The sequence below is a fragment of the Rugamonas rivuli genome (assembly GCF_009380165.1).
GTDB classification, from domain to species: domain Bacteria; phylum Pseudomonadota; class Gammaproteobacteria; order Burkholderiales; family Burkholderiaceae_D; genus Rugamonas; species Rugamonas rivuli.
Map to the genome: position 1 here is coordinate 472,563 of NZ_WHUF01000002.1, position 19,562 is coordinate 492,124.

General features: G+C 54.2%; 14 protein-coding genes and 1 pseudogene. 8 read left to right on the plus strand and 7 right to left on the minus strand.

Annotation, left to right across the window (positions count from 1 at the left end):
* Window positions 1-4: 4 nt before the first annotated feature.
* Entirely contained in the window at window positions 5-1,855 is a 1,851-nt protein-coding gene (locus tag GEV01_RS07290) for an Hsp70 family protein (RefSeq protein WP_152803020.1), read from the minus strand.
* On the minus strand, window positions 1,852-2,439 hold the full coding sequence (locus GEV01_RS07295) for a DUF2760 domain-containing protein (protein WP_152803023.1): 588 nt from the start codon (window positions 2,437-2,439) through the stop codon (window positions 1,852-1,854). The genes GEV01_RS07290 and GEV01_RS07295 overlap by 4 nt, the downstream gene beginning before the upstream one ends.
* 228 nt (window positions 2,440-2,667) lie before the next feature.
* Between GEV01_RS07295 and GEV01_RS07300 the strand changes: the two are divergent.
* From GEV01_RS07300 to GEV01_RS07325, 6 genes and pseudogenes are all read left to right on the plus strand, one after another.
* A pseudogene (locus tag GEV01_RS07300) lies at window positions 2,668-2,928 on the plus strand (PA0069 family radical SAM protein); the annotation flags it as partial.
* A gap of 245 nt (window positions 2,929-3,173) precedes the next feature.
* Window positions 3,174-4,598, plus strand: coding sequence for a gamma-mobile-trio recombinase GmtY (gene gmtY, locus GEV01_RS07305; RefSeq protein WP_152803025.1), 1,425 nt, complete (start codon window positions 3,174-3,176; stop codon window positions 4,596-4,598).
* Window positions 4,598-7,744 (plus strand): gamma-mobile-trio integrase GmtZ, encoded by a 3,147-nt coding sequence (gene gmtZ / locus GEV01_RS07310; protein WP_152803027.1) that lies wholly within the window; start codon window positions 4,598-4,600, stop codon window positions 7,742-7,744. Before gmtY ends, gmtZ begins: the two co-directional genes overlap by 1 nt.
* Window positions 7,731-8,414, plus strand: a complete 684-nt coding sequence (gene gmtX, locus GEV01_RS07315; protein ID WP_152803029.1) for a gamma-mobile-trio protein GmtX — start codon at window positions 7,731-7,733, stop codon at window positions 8,412-8,414. Before gmtZ ends, gmtX begins: the two co-directional genes overlap by 14 nt.
* A 24-nt stretch (window positions 8,415-8,438) precedes the next feature.
* Window positions 8,439-9,194 carry a hypothetical protein gene (locus tag GEV01_RS07320; RefSeq protein ID WP_152803031.1) on the plus strand — a complete coding sequence of 252 codons (756 nt, stop codon included), beginning with the start codon at window positions 8,439-8,441 and terminating at the stop codon, window positions 9,192-9,194.
* 100 nt (window positions 9,195-9,294) lie between these two features.
* Window positions 9,295-13,281: a PIN domain-containing protein gene (locus tag GEV01_RS07325; protein ID WP_152803033.1), complete on the plus strand. Its 3,987-nt coding sequence runs from the start codon at window positions 9,295-9,297 to the stop codon at window positions 13,279-13,281.
* Window positions 13,282-13,425: 144 nt separating this feature from the next.
* Here GEV01_RS07325 and GEV01_RS07330 read toward each other — a convergent pair whose 3' ends face one another.
* Complete coding sequence (locus tag GEV01_RS07330) at window positions 13,426-13,665, minus strand: helix-turn-helix domain-containing protein (protein WP_152803035.1); 240 nt, start codon at window positions 13,663-13,665, stop codon at window positions 13,426-13,428.
* A 237-nt stretch (window positions 13,666-13,902) separates the two neighbouring features.
* On the opposite strand from GEV01_RS07330, the gene GEV01_RS07335 reads away from it, so the two are divergent.
* A complete protein-coding gene (locus GEV01_RS07335; RefSeq protein ID WP_152803037.1) occupies window positions 13,903-14,355 on the plus strand; it encodes a hypothetical protein in 453 nt (150 codons plus the stop codon).
* Complete coding sequence (locus GEV01_RS07340) at window positions 14,352-14,561, plus strand: hypothetical protein (RefSeq protein WP_152803039.1); 210 nt, start codon at window positions 14,352-14,354, stop codon at window positions 14,559-14,561. The genes GEV01_RS07335 and GEV01_RS07340 overlap by 4 nt, the downstream gene beginning before the upstream one ends.
* Window positions 14,562-15,044: 483 nt before the next feature.
* On the opposite strand, the gene GEV01_RS07345 is transcribed toward GEV01_RS07340, so the two are convergent.
* From GEV01_RS07345 to GEV01_RS07360, 4 genes are all read right to left on the minus strand, one after another.
* Window positions 15,045-15,572: a penicillin-insensitive murein endopeptidase gene (locus GEV01_RS07345; RefSeq protein ID WP_152803041.1), complete on the minus strand. Its 528-nt coding sequence runs from the start codon at window positions 15,570-15,572 to the stop codon at window positions 15,045-15,047.
* An 11-nt stretch (window positions 15,573-15,583) separates the two neighbouring features.
* Window positions 15,584-16,075 carry an Hcp family type VI secretion system effector gene (locus GEV01_RS07350; RefSeq protein ID WP_152803043.1) on the minus strand — a complete coding sequence of 164 codons (492 nt, stop codon included), beginning with the start codon at window positions 16,073-16,075 and terminating at the stop codon, window positions 15,584-15,586.
* 441 nt (window positions 16,076-16,516) lie between these two features.
* On the minus strand, window positions 16,517-17,596 hold the full coding sequence (locus GEV01_RS07355; protein WP_152803996.1) for a hypothetical protein: 1,080 nt from the start codon (window positions 17,594-17,596) through the stop codon (window positions 16,517-16,519).
* Between the two features lie 279 nt (window positions 17,597-17,875).
* The gene (locus GEV01_RS07360) at window positions 17,876-19,306 is read right to left on the minus strand and encodes an amidohydrolase family protein (protein WP_175022973.1); all 1,431 of its coding nucleotides are present in this window, start codon (window positions 19,304-19,306) and stop codon (window positions 17,876-17,878) included.
* Between the last annotated feature and the right edge of the window lie 256 nt (window positions 19,307-19,562).

Here is a 19,562-nt window from a genome sequence, read left to right on the forward strand (position 1 = left end):
ATGCTTACGCTGCGCCGGTGCGCACGTCGAACTCCACCTTCCAGCGCTGGCCGTCGTTGGCCACTGCCAGCAGTTCCAGCGTGCCCGATTCGGTCGCCATCGCATGCAGGCGGACCTGCGCCACGTCACCGGCCAAGCGGCCTTCCGGCGACAGGGTCGCCTGGATCTCGTTCATCTCGATCAGCTCATCGGGACCCCAGAAATCCAGCAGGTCGCCGATCTGGTCCTGACGGCGCACTGACGAACCGAAGAAGCGGAACTGCACAGGCTCGCCGACCACCAGGCCGAATTCCTGATTCGGCAATTCGATCTCGCTGCCTTCTTCCATGCCGAACGGCGCCACGCACAGCGCCTGGATAGGCGGCTCCATGCCTGGAATCGCCGGCATCGACGATTCGATCGCCACGTAGTAGGCACGCGCCGTGCCGCCGCGAATGCGTACGCCGCTGCCGCGACGCACGTACGAGTAGTAAGCCGCGCCGCGCGCCACGGCCAGGTCCAGGTCCGCGCCGCCGAGCATGCGCGCAGGCTCGGAGCCTTCCATGTACAGCCAGTCGTTGAGGGCGCCCATGACGCGCTGCGCCAGCAGCTCCGACTTGAACACGCCACCGTTGAACAGCACCGCCGTCGGATGCAGGAAGGTGGCGTCGGCATTTTGCTTGCCGGCGTAGCCTTCCAGTTCGCTGGTCGCGCCGACCTGGCGTGCCAGGAAGGCCGCCAGATGGCGCGTGATGCCCGCGTCCTGCGCATACGGCAGGCCAAGCTGCGTAAGGCCTGCGCGCGTGCGCACCGCCGGACGTGCCGACGCATCCACCTGCGGGAAGAAGCCGTCGAGGATGAAGGTGGTGACTTCGTCGCGCGTCAGCTCGGTGCGGATCGAACCGCCGATCAGTTTCGAGCCACGGCTCGGCACCACGATAGGCCAGGTATCGACGCTGGCATCGGCCAGCAGTTTTTCCTTGGCGCTGCGGCAGCCGTAGGTCAGCGCGCGCATTTGCCATGCATCGAGCTGCGTGCCGTTGGCGGCCAGCTTGCGCGCCACCAGATGCGCAAGCGCCAGATCCATATTGTCGCCGCCGAGCAGAATGTGGTCGCCCACTGCGATGCGGTGCGGTTCCAGCACGCCGTCGCGTTCCAGCACGGCGATCAGCGAGAAGTCGCTGGTGCCGCCGCCTACGTCGACCACGAGGATGATGTCACCGGGCTTGACTTCCTTGCGCCAGCGGCCTTCGCTGCCCTGGATCCAGCTGTACAGGGCCGCTTGCGGCTCTTCCAGCAAGGTGAGGTTGGTGTAGCCGGCGGCGCGTGCCGCTTCGGCTGTCAGTTCGCGCGCGCCCGGGTCGAACGATGCGGGAATCGTCACCGTCACTGCCTGTTCGCCGAACGGCGCGTCAGGATAGGCTTGCTCCCATGCCTGGCGCAGATGCGTCAGATAGCGGGTCGATGCTTCCAGCGGCGAGACGCGCGTCACTTCTTCCGGCGCGTCGTTTGGCAGCAGGGCGGAACGGCGGTCGACGCCTGGATGGCTCAACCAGCTCTTGGCGCTAGAGACCAGGCGGATAGGAGTGGTGGCGCCACGGCTGCGCGCCATCTCGCCGGCCACGCCGGTTTGTTCCTGTTCGGATTGCGGCCATGGCAGGCTCAATTCGCCCGGCGCCAGTTCGTCCGCGTGCGGCAGGTAGAGGAAGGACGGCAGCAGCGGCAGGTCTTCCACCGTGCCCGGTGCGGTCAGCTGCGGAATGGCCAGCACGCCGTGCTGGGTTTTCTCGCCGTCGCTGGTGCCCAGGTCCACATAGGACAGCGCGCTGTGCGTGGTGCCAAGGTCGATGCCGATAGCGTAGCGTGGATCGCTCATAACTCCACCTCCGCCGGCGCCAGGATGGCCGCGTCGTGTGCTTCGGCCAGTTTAGGCAGGCGCACGTTGGACGCGCGCCAGCCGCGATGGCTCAAGGCGCCGCGGAATGGCGCGCTGCCGACCACGTTGCCGGTCAGGCGCACGGCGCTGACGTCGAAGCCTTCTTCTAGCACGATGCGGCTGCCTTCGGCCTCGCTGCGCACCGCTTCGATGGTGAAGTGCTCGCGCAGCACTTTGCTGCAGCCTTCATGCACCACGCGCGCGGCGGCGCCGATATCGGCGTCGGAATAGGCGCTCAGGTTTTCTTGCGTGAAGTCGATCAGGCGCGCTTCGCGCTGGAACAGGCCAAGCAGCTGCAAGGCGGCATCCGGCGTGGCGACGCGCAGAGGCGTCGGCGCAGGCGCTGGAGCTGGTGCAGGTGCTGGAGCCGGCGCGGCGACAGGTGCGGCCACCGGTTGCGGCGCGTCGTCGATGCGCGTCAGGCGCGCTGCGTATTCGGCGTCGGACAGGGCGCGGAAGAACGCGCCGATCGCGATGGAAATCCGGCTAAAAAAAGACGGCAATGGTTGAGTCGAGTTGTTCATGTGTGTGCTCGTATTGGGTGAGCCGGGATACCGCATCGGCGGCATCCTGGCGATGCGTGGGTGGGGGCGCGCGTGGCGCGGGGAAAGTCCTTCCCCCGGAAGCCCGCATGATACCAGCTTGACCACGTTGTTCCCAAGACAGCAAGCCCGCGAGATTGATATTTCGCTTGATATCGCCATTTTTAGCGCCTAGAATACTGTATATGTATACAGTGGTTTGGTGCCGCGATGTCCCACGATGAAAACAACCATGAACAAGTGATGCTGCCGCCGCCTTCGCTGAAGGCGCAAAAAGGCCGTGGCGCGGTGTCGAACCTCCAGGGCCGGTTCGAGGTCAACGCCCGCGTCGCCTACGACGACGGCTGGGAGCGCGAAGAGGAAGAAGCTTCCGCATTGAAGACCGTGGTCACGGACGAATACTGCAAATCCATCCTCAGCCGCAACGCCTCGCCGGACTTGCCGTTCAGCGTATCGCTGAATCCGTACAGAGTTATTACCCCTTCCTAGTCATCCATACTTCTCGCCTAAGATACCTTTTTTTTGGTTAAAACGATTGGCATGAGTGTGCAAACGGGAAACTGGCTCTTCCATATTACCCTGTCGTTGACATACAATGCGTGCCGAATTATGTACCGTAAGGTCATCGAGTTGCTCATTGATGAAATTGTTCGGTTCTACCTAGGTGGTTGGGTTATCGCATTCTGAGATTGCACCTAGGTGCTGAGGCAGTCGCGGTGGCAAAAACCGTAGTCTGTTTTTGTCTTTCAGGGGCATTCGTTGTGGCTTTTGTTGTCGTTAGAGGGCAAGTCGTTAGTGACAACACTGGCGCCTCAGTAGAATTGCCAATAATTCTCTCGAAGGATGGGCCAATCCTACCTTTGATCGATTACTGCCTTACAGTCCGGCGCAGCCTTGCATGGCGTTTAAAGTTCGTCAGAGCCGTGAAGCTGTTTCTTGAATATCTGGAAGTGAATGCCGTTGAAGGCGAAGAAGATTGGCGCTTATTTCGCAACTTTGCGAATGCCCTTAGTCTTGGAACAGCTGATACTTTGACCGGCATCGATCCCGGTGGGCTTTACTGGAAGCGGATGCGGCCTGAGGATAGTAATTACATCATCACCTTACTCTCGGATTTCTTTGAATGGTTGGGCAGGGGTGAGAATCCGCGCGCACTCAAATTTAATCCGCAATACGCTGGCAATCAATATGATCAGAAGATTGATCAGCAAGCATATTTATACCGCCGTAATAGTGCGTTCCTAGGGCACACTTGGTCCGGAATGCCATCTCGTCCTGGGCGAGTTGTCCGTCGAGAACGTGAGTCTAAAGTCCCAATGGCGGAACCGCCAGCATTCCCAGAAGACCGCATTGAAGAGCTGCTGTTTAAGGGCTTTAAGGTTGCCGGTAGTTATAACTGGCGTGATATGGCCATCACTTGTTTACTACTAGGCGGAGGCCTACGGGTAAGTGAGCCGTTTCACCTTTACGTATCCGACGTTCAACCCCAATGGGATGATCCAGCGGTCGCGTTTGTCGCGATTCATCACCCATCAGATGGGTTTGCCCCAAATGATTGGAGGGGCTCTAACGGAAAACGCGGAACTAGGTCCGAATATCTAGCCGCTGAGTTTGGTTTGCGACCTCGGCACATCATTGGTGGTAAGCAGCATTCGGGTTGGAAGAATCCGGCTTTGGATGACCGATGGTTCATGCAGGTCCACTGGTTCCCTAAAGAAAAATATGGGACTTTATTCCTCGACATTTGGAAGCGTTACCTCGAACAGCTGGTGCGCATTGAGCGATCTCATCCGTTTGCATGGGTAAATTTGAGCAGAGGAGATCCGGGGGGCATTTACACAATTTCTTCATATTGCAAGCATCTTCAACGCGCGGTCGAACGGATTGGTCTCGAATATGGGAAGCGATATGGAACAACCGCGCATGGCCCTCGGCACGCGTTCGGACGACGCGCTCGTCAGGGTGGCGTAGGAGAAGTCATCCTGCAGCATGCAATGCATCATTGCTCGCCAGAGAGCCAGAAGGTATATACACAGCCTGAACTGAGTGAGGTGACCTCTGCACTCGAACGTGCGGCTCAAAAGATAAGCACCAACCTTGCTCCCTTGTGTCCTTGGAGTGATCTCACAGAAGTAGTTTGATGACAAATTATACCAATCATAAAAACAATAAACCCTTGTCGCTTGAGATTAGGGCACAGATCGAAGCTAGCTTTCAAGCTGGCGTTCAGAAGACTCAGATCGCAAAGAATTTGGGGATTTCACATTCGGTTGTCCGTAAATATACGAAACCCCTGCCATTCGGTGTTCCGGAGGCCGTAAAGGATGAAGCACTTCGGCTAATTAAGGAAGGGCATACGAACTCTTCCATTGCTCGTTCTTTAGGTATCAGCAGAAGCTATGTACTAAAGCTGATGCCAAATCCTACGAAGAGGGCTGTGCCGCTATCGGCAGAAATTAAGCTTGAACTTGTGCGAAGGGCCGAGTCGGGAGAGACCGTTAACGCAATTGCTCGAGATCTTGGCATCGATGCAGGCAACGCCATGAAGATCGTTAAGAAACACCGCGCCAAGCTGAATGGGGTCGAAGAGCCAATCCCTCCGAGCGCTAAACGATATACTGCAGAGCAGCGTCTAACTATGGCGCAGATGCACAGCCAAGGCGTACCGCTGCAGGAAATCTGTGGCCTATTTGGTGCTACGGATACTGTCATTAGAAAGGCATACCAAAAAGCGCTTGATGCGGGAACGGTCGAGCCTCGTTTCGCCTTGTCGATGGAGGATGACCGTCAACTGCTGAAGATTAAGCGTGATTTTCCTCAACTGGAAGAATGGCGCGTCTATGCTGTCCAATGGTACGAACTCGTCGAGAGCAATTTTGCGATCGTATGCACGTCCATCAATCGGTTCCTGCGGTTTTTGATGCAACACCGGATTTCTCCGCGCCCTGCTGATTTTTTCTTACGACAAAACAGCAAACTTATTCCGAATTTTTTCGAGATAAGCTGTCCTAAGTCAGACCATGGTGCTGCGATGAATAACGCGTTAGCGGACTTTTTAGACTGGGTGTTGATTCAGCCTGAATTTGCTGACGACGATGAGGAACTGGGCGTAACAACTCTTCCAATTTTTCGAAATCCGATAGCCCGTGTGCGACGTAGTGACCATAGACCTCAGCGCGGGTCTGAATCCAACAAGCAGGTCATGCCCTATTGGATGATCCACGATTTGCGGCGCCGCATTGCACAAGGGCGCAACCTTCGCGACTGGACATGGGTGCAAGGGATCAGTGGAAAGATCACCGCCAGTGGCGACAAAGAATCTCGCAACTGGTTTCAGGTAGACGAAAGTCAAATCGACAAAGCGGACCCTGACTGCGTTTGGCGGGTACGGCAGAGGCTCGACAAAGGGCCAGTACTAGAAATGTGGAGTCCCGTTAGGTGGGTGGCGTGTTTGATTAAACTCCAAACGACCGCTCGCATGGGGCAGATACGGATGATTGACAGCGGAGAGGGCGATACTTTTAAAGTGGTTGATGGCACCGAGGTTAGCAACGATTCGCCTATCGCTAGTGGCTCACGCAGAAAGCCAAGGAGGCAAGGTGCTATCAGGCTTTCTAACGAGGGAACTGTCGTTCTATACTTTAATACAAACAAGACTGCGGATATAGGTCGTTCTTGGGATAAAAAAGGACAGGAGTGTGCTTGGCCTCACCTACCGGATTATCAAGATGATCCTTACTACTGGATTGAAAAACTACGCGCCTGGCAGGAGAAATATAATCCGCCAACGCGCTTATTGCCTTGGAAAGATGTACCTTCGGCACGGAGGCTGAAAGGCAAATCAGACTCAGTATGTACTACCTATCCCGACGTGGTTTTCCTGTTTCGAACACCGGAAACAAAGTCAGCAACTCAGTTCCCTGTTGCTGCGGGTGCTGTCGATAAAGCGTGGCAAGTTCTGATCGCAGGATACGAAAAAATTCTCTGCAACGAAGGTAAACGCAATCCCGACGGAAGTGCCATTGAGCTTGTTCGTGATGGTCGTGCAGAAACTACTATTCACGGGCTGCGGGTCAGTTTGATTACTCACCTCATTTTGGATGGGGAAATGGCTCCCGAACTTATGATGAAAATCGTCGGCCACGCACGCATTCTTATGACGCTCTACTACACTAAACCGGGTCTGCAACGCATCGAAGACGCTCTTGCCGACGCTGCGAAAAAGGTAGATGCCACTAAGGATGCAGCTCTCATTCGAGATTTGAAATCTTCGTCTGCTGAGCGGATGCGCAAGCACGTCATTTTCAATGCAAAGGAAATGATAGATGTTATTCCGCTTAACCCAAAAGATAGAAACCCACTCGGTTGGCTACCGATGCATGATGGACTTTGCCTCGCAGGTGGTAATGCCGGGCCTGTTGACGGCGATCCACGCTTCCCAGGTTGCCATAACGGAGCGTTGGAACTCATTCCAGGCCAAGGTCATCACGGGCCTGCGCCCGGAGGCGTTAGAAATTGCTGTCGCTGCCGTTGGAAGTGCGCGGGACGCGCGCACATACCTGGGCTGCAGGCAACCTTTAACAACCGGCAATTCCATCTTTATAAATCAAGCTCCGCCGCGATTGATGCAGAGCGTACGCGCAATGATCTCTTGATAGAAAAAGCGCGCATTGAAGCCGACGGTCATCCGTTCCTTAGGACGAGGGAGTTAGCTACTGCGGAGCGCTTGTACGAGGCGGCTATGCAAAAAATGCAGGAGCTAGCGCTCGATGTTTCAGCTGTTCACAGAATGATCGAAAGGATAAAGGCGCTGCCGGATACTGACGAAGGAACTCAAGCGCTTGCTGTACAAGGAGACCTTTTGACTGTTCAATGCGTTGTGGAGGAGACCGAGTCTGAGTTACTGGTGCTGTCTGAGGTCTGCGCGGGTGTCGAACTCTATCCAGACCTGTATCCGGGCTCAGCAATTTTTGAGTATGCTCAGTTGTTGGATATGGCATTCGAAAGGGAAGGAAAACCCTTCGTGTTAGCCAAGTTATCAGAGAAAGAGAAACTGTTATCTGCAAATGCAATCATGAGGGAACTCGAGCGCCAAGCCAATCCAGGAAACCGATTGCTAGGGCGTCGCAAGGTAGTAGAGATCATGGATCGGAAACAAAGTCTTCAAACGACACTTGGGATAAATCTGACTGATCTGACCGCGCTTGCCAACATGGGTAATGAAACAACGTCAAGCAAGCTTAAACCACTTGATCTAACAAAGAAAGCCCTGAATGTCGGCTCTTAACAATCACCCAGATGAAGTTTTAAAAAGGTTACTCGATAAACCCCTCCGCGCGGACAAGGCGGAAAAATTGCGAAGGCTTCATAGCTTATGTGGAAAGGAATTCGAGCGGCATAGCAGTGGAGCTCGAGATTTTAGCTTGGCCAACATGTCCAAAGTAGCTGAAAGCGCAGGTTTGTTTCGCGCAAGGACGATCTACAACGCCCAGTCAGTCGACTACGCGAATTTGGTGAAGGCATGGGAAGCCCACAATGGACCCACGAATACGCGCAAGAATAATAAGGTCGACGAACCTCTTAAGGATAAGTACGATTTCCTCGCCAAGATTGAAGATCAAGCTTTGCGTAGCTTATGCAGAATTGCGTTTTCCGAACGAGATAAGCTTAAAGCAGAGCTGAACCTGCTTAAGTCTCAGACGGTGGTGACTGTAGACATGCGTCCGATAGGCATGCATACATCCACAAGCTCTGTGACCGCTGACTCCAATGTTAAGGCGATTGAGCTCTCTGATAGCGAGCACAAAGCTTTGATCGCGGCCATCGATCCAACGTCTTTGGCGCGAAAAGGCTGGAGTATCGGGGAGGCTGGCGAAATAATTGATGAACGGCGGCGGTTTGTGTTTAACCCGGGCTTTGCTACTGGCATAGCTAAACTGCTGCCGAAAAAAGTATAACTAGATAAAGTTAACGGAGGGAGCATGGGCGAGAAAGTGGATGTAATTGACGTGTTTGAGAAACCATACGAGGTTTGGTCGCGTCGTAAAACGACTGTTGAGGAAGCACTGGAGCTCGTAAAAACACAAGGATTATCGATCCTTGAAGCGCTCGAGCCGAAGGACAAGCTCCTAGAGATCGTCGCGACCCATCACGAGGCTGCGCATCGCATGCTCCGAGTACGAGCAGATAACGGACTCGAATTCCATATCGATAGAGCACTCGACGAAAGTCCAGCGTTTCGACATCTGCAGGGACTCATGCCCCAAGATGTTCCCCAACCGCTTAGCGAATACCAATGCTCGTACCCGGAGTACGACAAGGAAATGGTCGACTCAGCCATCAATACGCACGGTGTCAAAGTGGCCCAAGGCCAGTTCTTGTTTCACGGAGGCGAATGGGGGGTGACCGGTGACACTTTGACGACGTCAAAACCGTTCTCGACTTCTTTCTGTCCTCAGGTGGCGTTGAGAAATGCTGAGTGGCGGGGAAAAGCCTTTGATGCTGGCCGAGTGGACCTGATGGTTGTCCGCGTAGCGCAGCCGGCCACAAACACTTATGTGTACAGCCGTGAAGGTGAGCACGGTAACGAGAAAGAGATCGTTTTCGCCAGCGGTGCAAAACTGGAACGCGTGCGAGAAACGTATGTAACTGACATTACCGCCTACAAAATGCACGCAAATCTGACGCAAGAAGAAAAGGTCGTGCCAGCCTACTTAGTTGAAGTGGAGATTAGCTGAAACTGTATTGTCCCGCTTTGTCGCAACCGATTTGCAAATTTTGGAATGAGAGTTGCCATTAGTGACATAATATTGCATACCCTCAGCCTTCACGTCGCCTTTGAGTAACTTCTACGCACACAGACTTCCGAAGCCTTCGAATGAAACTGATTTCGAAGCAATGTGTGCGCACGTGTATGGCGAAGTGCATGGCGACCTCAGCCCTAAACGAAATGGACGGCGTGGACAAAAGCAGTTCGGAGTTGACATTTTCGTCCGCACCGAGCGGGGGCTGATCGGCATCCAGTGCAAACGGTATAACGACGGGACCTTGACGCTGCGGGACATCGAGGACGAAATTCGAAAGGCGGATGCGGGTACCGTTCCTATCTCACGGTTGATAATCTCTACCACCGCCGCAAGTGACGCTAATTTGGTAGGCGCCGTCTTGACGCTTTCGGTCCAGCGCGAAAAAGCTGGGAAATTCGCAGTCGAGATTGATTTTTGGGAGGAAATTGAAGCCCATATAGAGCGACATTCCAAACTGCTCGCACGCTATAACCCTCACGCGCCTGAGAGCGCTCTTCGGCGCAATATTGAGGCGATCGACTCCCTGAACCAGACCGTGACGGACGGCTTTGGCCGTATTGAAAAGCATCTCGGTGACGCGGTTTTCGCGGGGGGCGGTGCTGATGTGCCCGCCGGCCTGCAGTCTTCCCTGGATAAGCTTGTTACTGGACAGATCGACGCCATCACTGAGCAAATAAAGGCGGCGCGGTATCGCGATGCAGAGCTCCAACTAACTGAGATCGGCAAGTCTTTCGGCACCTTTGACCAGCATCAAAAAGCGCGTTGGCATCTGTTGCGCAGCATATGCAGAGTGCATCTATTCCGAGGTGAGGGGGCAGCCGACGATCTGCTGACCGCCTTCAGTCTTTATCCAAACGACGAGAAGATTGCGGCTGCCGGTATCCGTGGTCTCCTTTTAAAGAACGACCCGGACGGTGCAGCGCAGGCTGGCCTGGAAGCGAAGAAGAAATTTCCGACCTCACCGACTGTGTGGGCTGCGACCGCGTTCGCTCTGATCGAATTGGGGCGGTCAATCCAAGATGAGGATGTTCCTCCGGAAATTGCAGACGACCCGGATGTGCTTATGGCTTTGTGTTCGGCCGCTCAGCGTGAATCGGACTACGCCAGGGCCTGGAAACATGGCCGGAAAATTTTGAATCATGCCGGAGCGCGTCAGCCTAATCGCTCTGCGGCACTCGCTGTCGCGGTAGCATGGGCTACGTCTGCGCCCACTCAACAAGCACTTGGAACCATTGATGAGCTGGCTCTGAGCGCCATTTCCGAAGCGGTTGCATGTTTTGAACCCAGGGCGGCAAGACTATGGAATAGCCAAAGCGTCATGGCACTGCCAGCTGATGTTTCAAACGTGTGCTATGCATATCTTTTATTGGATCGTTATGACGACGTGCTTACGCTTTGCGAAGAGGCGAAAGTACTTACGCCATTTCCGTCGCAAATGCTTGGCTTCAAGCTTGGCGCTCTGCATGCGTTGAATCGCAATGATGAATTTTTAGCGGTTGCGCGAACCCATGTTCCCGACCTCCAACCGGTTTCATTTTTGTTGGTTGCAGAGGCTGCGGCGTCAAACGGCGCAGTGGATATCGTTGACGCCCTGATCGACCGCACCGAGGCGATGCCTGAATCTGACGAAGTCGAACCGAGCACAATCCGTGCGTTGCGTTCTATCGCTCAGCTTCATTCGGGAGAGCGCGACACTGCGATTCAAGCGGCTTTGGCATTCGATGACCCGCTGGGAAAGCACAAGCGAGCGGCGCTGATCTACATACGCACGTTGATCAATGCCGGCGAGCTCGATCATGCGAGTGCGCGTCTCGATAGCCTGACAGCGAGGATATCGGAGGATGATTCACCCACGCTTCAACTGTTGTGCGCAGATTGCTTATTTTTTGTGAAGCTGTATGTTAAGGCGGCAGAAATTTATCAACGCTATTGCGTGCCAGGTCGTATTTCAGAAATCCAGCGGCGGCGGCTGCGCTGCTACGTTGAAGCTGGTTTGCGGGCAGAAGCTCGCCAGGTCCTTAAAGATCTTCCGCCCACATGGGTAGAGGACGATCACATTCGTGAAGCGGCGATTGAGCTTGCACAGAGTGCTGGTGACTGGGTACTACTGGTTGATATCGCCGAGGAGCAGCTAAGACGTAGACCTGATCATGCGGGAACTTGGGCGCTTGCTCTAATGTGCGAGCGTTATGGTTCGGCGAGCAAGCGATTTCATGAGCAACTAAGCGTTGTTCCAGAGCGCTTGTCTGGCTCGTTGTACCAGATCGGCTATGTAGCCTCGCTTGAGATTCAGCGTGGCGCACCGATTGACGGATTACGGCGGCTTTATCGTATGGTTCGAGCGTCGATGCAATCGGCCGAAGCAGCCGGTATTTACGTTAAGAAGTTTCTGGTCCATGGTGAGCTTGTAGCTGCGAGTTTCATTGATGAAAAACCTGGGCCTGGCAGCACATGGTTACTCAGTTCGGAAGATGGCTCAAGGATAACAGCTAGTGTTGATCCTTTGGGAATGGTTGACCTCCCGCAGCACCGCGGATACTACCCGCCGGACAGCACTTTGGGATTGGCACTAGTAGGTAAGAGAGTCGATGAAACGGTAGAGATCGAAGGCGCGTTTGGCCACCGGAGATCATTCAAGGTAGTAGGGGTAAGTTCCGTTTACCTTCATCTCTTGGAGGAGCTCCGCAGACTGCTGGATGAAACACCGGAAGGGTTGCCAGCTATTCAGAGCGCCAAAGTAGTTAAAGACAACGGCGAACTCGACCTTGAACTGATCAAGTCGATAATTGGCCCGGGGGGCAATCGAGGGCAACTGGTTTTCGACACCTACGCGACGGCGCTTGTTCCATTGGGAGCATGCGCAAAGCTGCTAAATACATCTACTCTTGAGCTGGTTCAGGGATGGCCTCGGGATGCGGCGCCGCTTCGTATGTGTGCAGGCAGTCCGGAAGAGATTGCGAAGGCATTTCAGCTCCTTGAAGGTGACGTGCCTGCAATTGTCATTGATTTGGCAACGCTAGCAGATTTGGTTTCCCTGGGCTGCGAAGCGGCACTAAGGGCTATTCCTGTTATTTACATCAGTACTGTGGCTGTTCAGATTCTTGATGGGTTGCGTAGTGACGCCGCTGATAGCCATAAGTTTGGGCGGGTCGGCGTGGTCGATGGCGAACTGCAGGTAGTGAAGTATCCGGATGATTATGGAGACAGGTGCCTCGCATTCTATAGTCGCGTACAGAGCGTCATTGATCAGTACTGTACGGTATGTCCAGCGTATGGAGTCAGCGATATGCCACCGGAGGTTGTCTCCATTAACGACCAGCTTGGAGAAGACGAATACGAAGTGCTGTTATTGGCAGCTGAAAAGCAGGCGGTATTGGCCTCGGTCGACTTGCATCTGCGTCAGCTGGCAGAGTCTGCTTTGGGGGGCCAAGGGGTTTGGCCGCAGGTGCTAATGGCATACGCCGCCAGCAAGGGGCTGCTGCCGGCCGTGACTTACCGATATGCCATGCAGCTCCTCTTTCGAAGTAACCGGACGCTGGTCGCGGTCGATGCTGCGGACTTGCTGTATATGTTCCAGCAAGGAGACCACGCGTTTCAATCCGGGATCGCAAAGATGGTGGAACTGTTCAGTACCAGGCCGTGCAATGTTGTGTATGCACTCGCTGTGGTCGAGGATGTGATTGCCGGGGTAGCTAAGGTTGCGAGCCGCCTTAAAGTGGTCTTGGAAATTGTGGAATATTTGTATGAACCGCTCTTTCGTCACCCCGACCAACCTGCTGATCTATATGATCGGGCCGTTGCTCGTGTGAGGTACTTAGCGCAAGCGTTCAGAAATCTGCCAGCTTGGATCTCATTTGGTGCCGCCCCTTTAGCCGACGCTAATGTCATTGGCTCTGTGGCACAGTTGCTGGTGGCGCGCGTCGATGCAGCGCGGGCTCGTGCCGCATCTGTACATGTACCCAGGACACTGCCGATCAAGGTGCTGTATGTGACGTCAAGGCCGTCGCTTTGGGGCTAGAGATAGGCCCATTTATGCGGTGAAAATATAGGTGTCCGCGCCTAGGTGGTGAAGTTCAGAAAAGACTGAAAGGTAAATGCCCACCAACTCTCCGCAAAGCCGGGTTAAGTCGCAGTCGCGCAAAATCGCTAAGAACGAAGCTGACTAGCTAAGTTTTGTTGGAAGAGACTCTTGGGCAAGATGCTGCTCTACTGCCTTCATCATCGCTGACGGATCGACCTGGAGAGCCGCGGCAAGCTTGAAAATGATCCTGATTGTAGGTTGATTGATACCTCGTTCGATCAGACTCACGAAGTTCCTTTCGACCCCAGCTTCAAGCGCAAGCTGCTCTTGAGACAGCCCCGCCTTTTTGCGAAAGCTGCGCAGCACTACACCAAAAGCCATCCCCGGATCTCCCAAAACACCTCCCAATATATTGGGAGTGATGTTCGTCTTCGGTTATTATTCCGTCTTCACAATATATTGGTAATTTCTGAAAACCAGCACAGGAATTGGTCAAAATGAAACATTTGATAAAACCGCATCGCCAGGTAACGGTCGCTGCGCTGTTGCTTTCAGCTTGCCATGGCGAATCAATAGCGACTGAGCGACGCCACCGAGAAATACAAGTGATATGAAGACATGCTGAGAACTATCGATAACCATGAAGTCGCCACATTCGCTTTGATCCACGGTAAAGGGGTAAAGATGTGGCGAGCAGTCAGCATTGAGCTGCGTATTCCCTATTTTTTTGTCTGCCATGCCATCAAGGAGGACGGAGTTTGGCTGCACGAAACCTGTCTGCTTTGGCGTGAAGCCGACGTCGTCGACTTCTGCAATGAGGTCCGTGTGGACGCAAATAGAAAAATCGTCCAGCTGTCGATGCTACTGCCGGCAAGCGAGGCTGGACGCTGGGATATAGAGGAGCTCAAGGAGATCTGGAGCGACAGCGACGATGAAAGTTTGCGTTCGACGATTTTCATCGCCCACGATGGACGCCATCTAAGCCATGACGGACGAAATACAGCGGCCGTCGTAACACCCTCCAAAGAGAAAATCTATTCAATGCCAACCGCAAACAGGAGCCCAATATGAAAACTATCATTCTCGCAATTCTTGCAGTCGTACTCGTTGGTTGCAGTAAGTCAGACGAAACAATCTCGGTTGGGTCAAAGGAGAACCGAGAGCCCGGTATGGCCGCCATCGCCCAACGCCAGAAAGAGCTGCTGGAATCCGACAGAAAATTATTTGAAACCGAAGCAAAATCGAAAAAGGCATCCTCCGCTCCACCCAGCAAGTAACGGGATATTCGACGCGGAAGTTACTGTAGGCAGCGACGGTAAGAGTCACCAGCTGATAGTGGCAGGTCAGGACCGCTTTCGCCTCCACATGGCTCCTTCAAGCGCCTCGTCAGCAAATGGACCCGTAGGTGCTTTTACCGGTTGGTACGTCTAATCCGAAATAGCAAATGTATCCGTCACGCTTGTCCCAAACGCAGGACAGGTCCCCCCTGTCTCTGATGCGGTGATCGGGAGCAGCTCCGCAGGTATTCTTGTTGTCTGGTCCGATCTGTTCGAATAGGTCCTTCGCTAGTGGGCCCTTGAACGTGAATGCTACCTTCCGGTCCGTCTTCGTCGGGGGGACTGTGTCACCCAGCTCGCCGCCGTATATCAGGTAGTCCCCCTTCAACGGTTTCTGTCCAGAGCCCTGAATTTCAGGCTTTTCGGCAGCGCGGGTCAGCACATACAGGGCTAGAGCCGCAATGATGAACACGAGGCGCGCGTTCACGACGCGTACTGCGGCCAAAGCTCCGCGTGGAAATGGTTGTTGTGGCCCACAAGGGACTTGACGCGGCCCCCACCTAACGCCCTTTGTACCCGCTCGTCATTGAAGTACACGATTTTGGTCCTCGGGTGCTCGACAAACAGGCGAATCAGCTTGATCGTGGCCTCAAGGTCGTACTCCTTTTCCCTGTAGCTGCAGCGTGCGGCTTGCCCTGTCATGTGGTCCGTGCGAACCGGCCGGCAGTCCATCTCGATGCCTTTCTGGTGCGATTTGTGGTTGTCGTAAGCGTGCCCGCCGTCGATGCTGATATTCCCGATCCCGAATTTCCGGTCGCATATGGCCTGCCATTCACGCTCGATCTGAAAAATCACTGTAAGCAAGTTGGGGTGCGCATACTGCGCCTGTTGGCCGGTACCTGGCACATCATGGAGGGTGCCGTAGACGTAATAGCCCGCGTCTTCGGGCGCCTGGGGCAGCATGAAGTAGCCGCGTGACTCCTTCGGTTGGATTGGAACGCCGGTCGACATGGCTGTTCCCCTTACACGCACTTGTTGCTGGCCAGGCACCAGCCGCCAGCGGTGTTTCCGCCGGCACCACCGGCGATCTTCTGTTGGGTGTATTTCCACTTCACCCTGGAGTAGCTCAGACCGATCTCGTCGTGCAGGATATTGCCGTCACCGAGTACTTGGTCCATGTTGGAGATGATCACGTTTTCCAGCTCGACCTCGTAATACTTCACGCGCTGGCCATCGCCGTCTGCTCGCAAAAACTCCAGCTTTGCCTTCGGAATAGTCCTGCCCATTGAGCAAGTCTGCATGAGGATCGGCGAGGCTAGGTCAGCCAGCTTTGTCAGTGAAATTGTCCGATGCTCGCAGCGCTCGGCTGTGTGGCCCCCACCAGTTGAAGCAGTAGCACTGCGAGGTTGAACGACGCCAAAATGGGCGCTGGAAATTTCGATCCAGCCCTGATGGTCCGAATCGGCCGACTCGCCCTTTATGCTATCGATTCTCAGGTATGCGTCCGTTGCCATGGTGCCTCCAAGTAAATTAAGGAATACACCTGACATTGTTACTTTAGCTTGGCCTCCTTGATTTGGCTGACGTCAAGCGCAATGCAATGATCTGGGAGAAGACGGACCTGGCAGAGCAGAGTCGCCTAACACACCAAGGGGGCAGGCGCCGGCTGGCAGCAAATGGACCTCGGTGATTTTGCTTCAGAAGGCCAATTTGCGGGGAGAACGCGATGCTCGCTCGATGGTGCTTTGGGTGTTCGGCAATGTTGCGCCGAAGGAATTATACGCCACACATAATTTCAACTAATTCCCCAGTGGAAATTTTTCATGCGTGGCACTCGGGTTTCGCGCACTCAGAATTTCAGCTCAAAATTGTCTATCGTTCTGTACGATGGAGAGCCACTGCAAAGCAGTAAATTGGGTTGGCAGGGGAGCCGGCTTTTAAGAATGTTCCCCTCTTTATTCCTCCAATATGAGTTCGGAGCGAAAGGCCTGTCCGATGTGCATCCGTGCTGAAAGGCCATCATTCTCGATCAAGCTTCTGCCAATGAGTTGCGCCCAAGATGAGTTTCGCACTTCGGCAGGTTCTTCAATGGGCCGCTGCTCAAGCGCTTCCAGTATGTCCCGGTTGACGCCCTGCTTGATGATTACCCTCCTTACTTGACGCTCGTTTACCCTGACGCCGCGAGGAAGCGTGAGCGAGACTGTTCTACCTTGGAACTGCCTACCGAACACTGCTTGGCGTTCAGCATTGTCCCGGAGTTCTCGCTTCGATCTCTCACTGCGACTGTCCAGCATTTGTTTAGTCTTTCGTGATACCTCACGTGTTGATCCAGGTTTTCGTCCGAAAGGCGATGCAATTGTTTCTGCGGTTACTTCAAACCCCGCCATGCGCAGCGCCCTAGACATGACGCCCCTATCTGCAGCCTCCTTAGCATCGGAAAGATCATTAGTGCCAATCTCAAATGCCTCGTCAGGTTCCGGATCAACAATCTTGAGAACGCTTCCTGTTCCGCCTTGAACCGTGATGTTCAGCCCGCACACAAGTCTTTGTCCAGTGTGACCGGCAGGGAATTTGATGGAGCACTTTTGAGCGATTCCGCCAGTCGGTGGTGGTCCTTTTGTGCCGAGCTGCCTCTCGCTGAATTCGGAACCCGATTGCGTACCTTTGCATTCAATGACGTGCCACCTTCCCGCAGTATCGCGAGCGACAAAGTCGGGCGTTTTGTTTGGCCCGCGCTTAGCAGTTCGCCGCTGGGCGGCGCCAACAGACGCTGCAACCCATTCCATGAAATATCTGCCATCAACAATCTGTTCCAGCGAAAGGTGCTCGCTTAGCCAAAGCATAGGAACGCCCATTCCGAAGTCGTCGCTCAGAATGGTTTTCTGGTGCGCGTCGAGTTCTGCGAAGCTATTAGTCAGACTCAAACTCTCGTCTTCTGATATGGCCGCGAGATATCTCACCCACGCCCAAAACTCACTAAGTGAGACCCCTGTTGACGAAGTGGGGGTCGTTAAGTACCCGATCATCATAAGCATGGCGGGAATGTTTAAGCCATAGGCACTGCGGCCACCGGCGAAGGATCTTGGGAATAACGGGCGGATACCTGGGCCTGGCCAAGTCGCTTTATCGATGTCTACGATGAGTGTCCGTTCCATCATATTTCTTTCGGTATCAATTTCTTCAGCTCGCGTGCCGAATCCGAGTACACGCCATACTTCCTACGTGATCTAAGCTGTACTATGTGTCGCTGACGATGAATTTCCAGGTCATTTTTTTATAGGCGTACTGCGTTAGCGCTCATCGTAATCCCTAATTTAAGTGAGCCAGGAAGGTAGCTTACCAAGGTGCTCGATCAAGTTGTTAAGGCGTGTCTTGTCATTCAATCCAAAGCATTCAATGGCATTTGTCCGAAAAACAGCCTGTCGATCAAGGTTTGAAAAAGCGAGGGCGCGCGCAAGTTCTGTCGGATAGTCTTGCCAACCATCCTCTTTTATCATCATGAACCAGTCCGAGCCATACATTACGTGTCGCCCGAAATCCGGGAATACATTCAGCGCGTCCTTTATGCGTTCCAGAGGCTCGCAGGTAGCATCTATACATGCACGTAGACCGGTCCAGTAGCCTAGGTCTCCATAAGTATTTGTACCCTTGGGCTGGCTCATTAGCTGTGCAAAATCACGGGTCCAAGACGTCGGATCTCCTTCGCTGCCATCACCGCCAAGATGGCCGAGATTTACTCGCATAGGTAGGCCTGGTGCCATGGCATCCGCGAGTGCTTGCCATCCTGCAGGACTGCTTGCATTGTCGGCTTCGTTGTCGTATCCCATACTGCGGTTTGCGTGCGCCATCACAGGCACCTTTTGCTCTGCACACCACTTGAACATTTTGAGCAACAGCCGGTCTAGTTCCGCTCCACTCCCATATGGCTGAAACCCCATTGGAGGATAAATCTTCACACCGATGAAACCGTGGTGATTCACTGCCTCCTGAACCAGCGCGAGTGATGCACCGGATTCTTTTAAGTCAGTCATCGGGTTGTAGGCTATCAGCGGCAACATGTAGCCGCCTGACATTTTAGAGATCAGCGCCATCAAGAGCATCTGATCGTGCGGGGTCGAGCGAGAGGCACAATACCTATAATCAAAATTGACCATGGCCCCAAATGCTGCGGCGATACCCATCGGTTCCCACGTACGCCGATACAGGTCCAGGTTCATCCAGCGATCCTGCAGCATGCACGCTACAAAGCGGATGATTCCGTCCGGTGTGCTTCCTGAAACGCCGCGCAGCTGGTCCCTGCCACCACGGACGCCTGGCGAATGCATCTCGTCCACGATTTTGTGCACGGTTGTACTGTTGAAGCGGCGCGGTATGAAGCGTGCCCCCCATTTTCTTTCAAGCGATACCTGTGCCTTGTCATATTCGATATCTACGCCACGACTAACGATTTCCTCCTGGAGACGCTTCTCGATCCGCTGCCGTTGTTGCGTCATCCTATTTTCTAGCGACTTCATGCTGCGGCCATCCGTTCGCGTGTTCGCGTCTATGAGTAACTCATATTCTTCTTTTGCGCTGCTAGCAATTTCGGTGACGGCCCGCACCACTGGTTCCATGGCGATGATGAATCCCTGCAGTTCGAGAGTGGAGTGACCGACGGAATGGGCTAAGTAGCCGGCGGCGTCTATATCGGAAGCGTTGAAAAAGTGAGCATGGACGTCGATAGCACGAGCGGGCAATACTTCCATGCCGCGCGTGAGCCCGCTTGTTACCAGCAAGGGTGGCACAGGACCATTGTAGGTTTCAATGTTATCGCGTCGTAGCTGTGGCGGGATGCAGCACCCGCCTAAACCAGATAAAGCCAGTCCACCTAGAAGTCCTATTGCGTTGCGCCGTCCGTTATCCATCGCAGCCCCTCATTGGAGTTCCGATTGGAAACAGTACCGATTTTCCCGACGAAAATTTCTATCCAATTGTCACCATGTCCGAAATACAACGACTGAA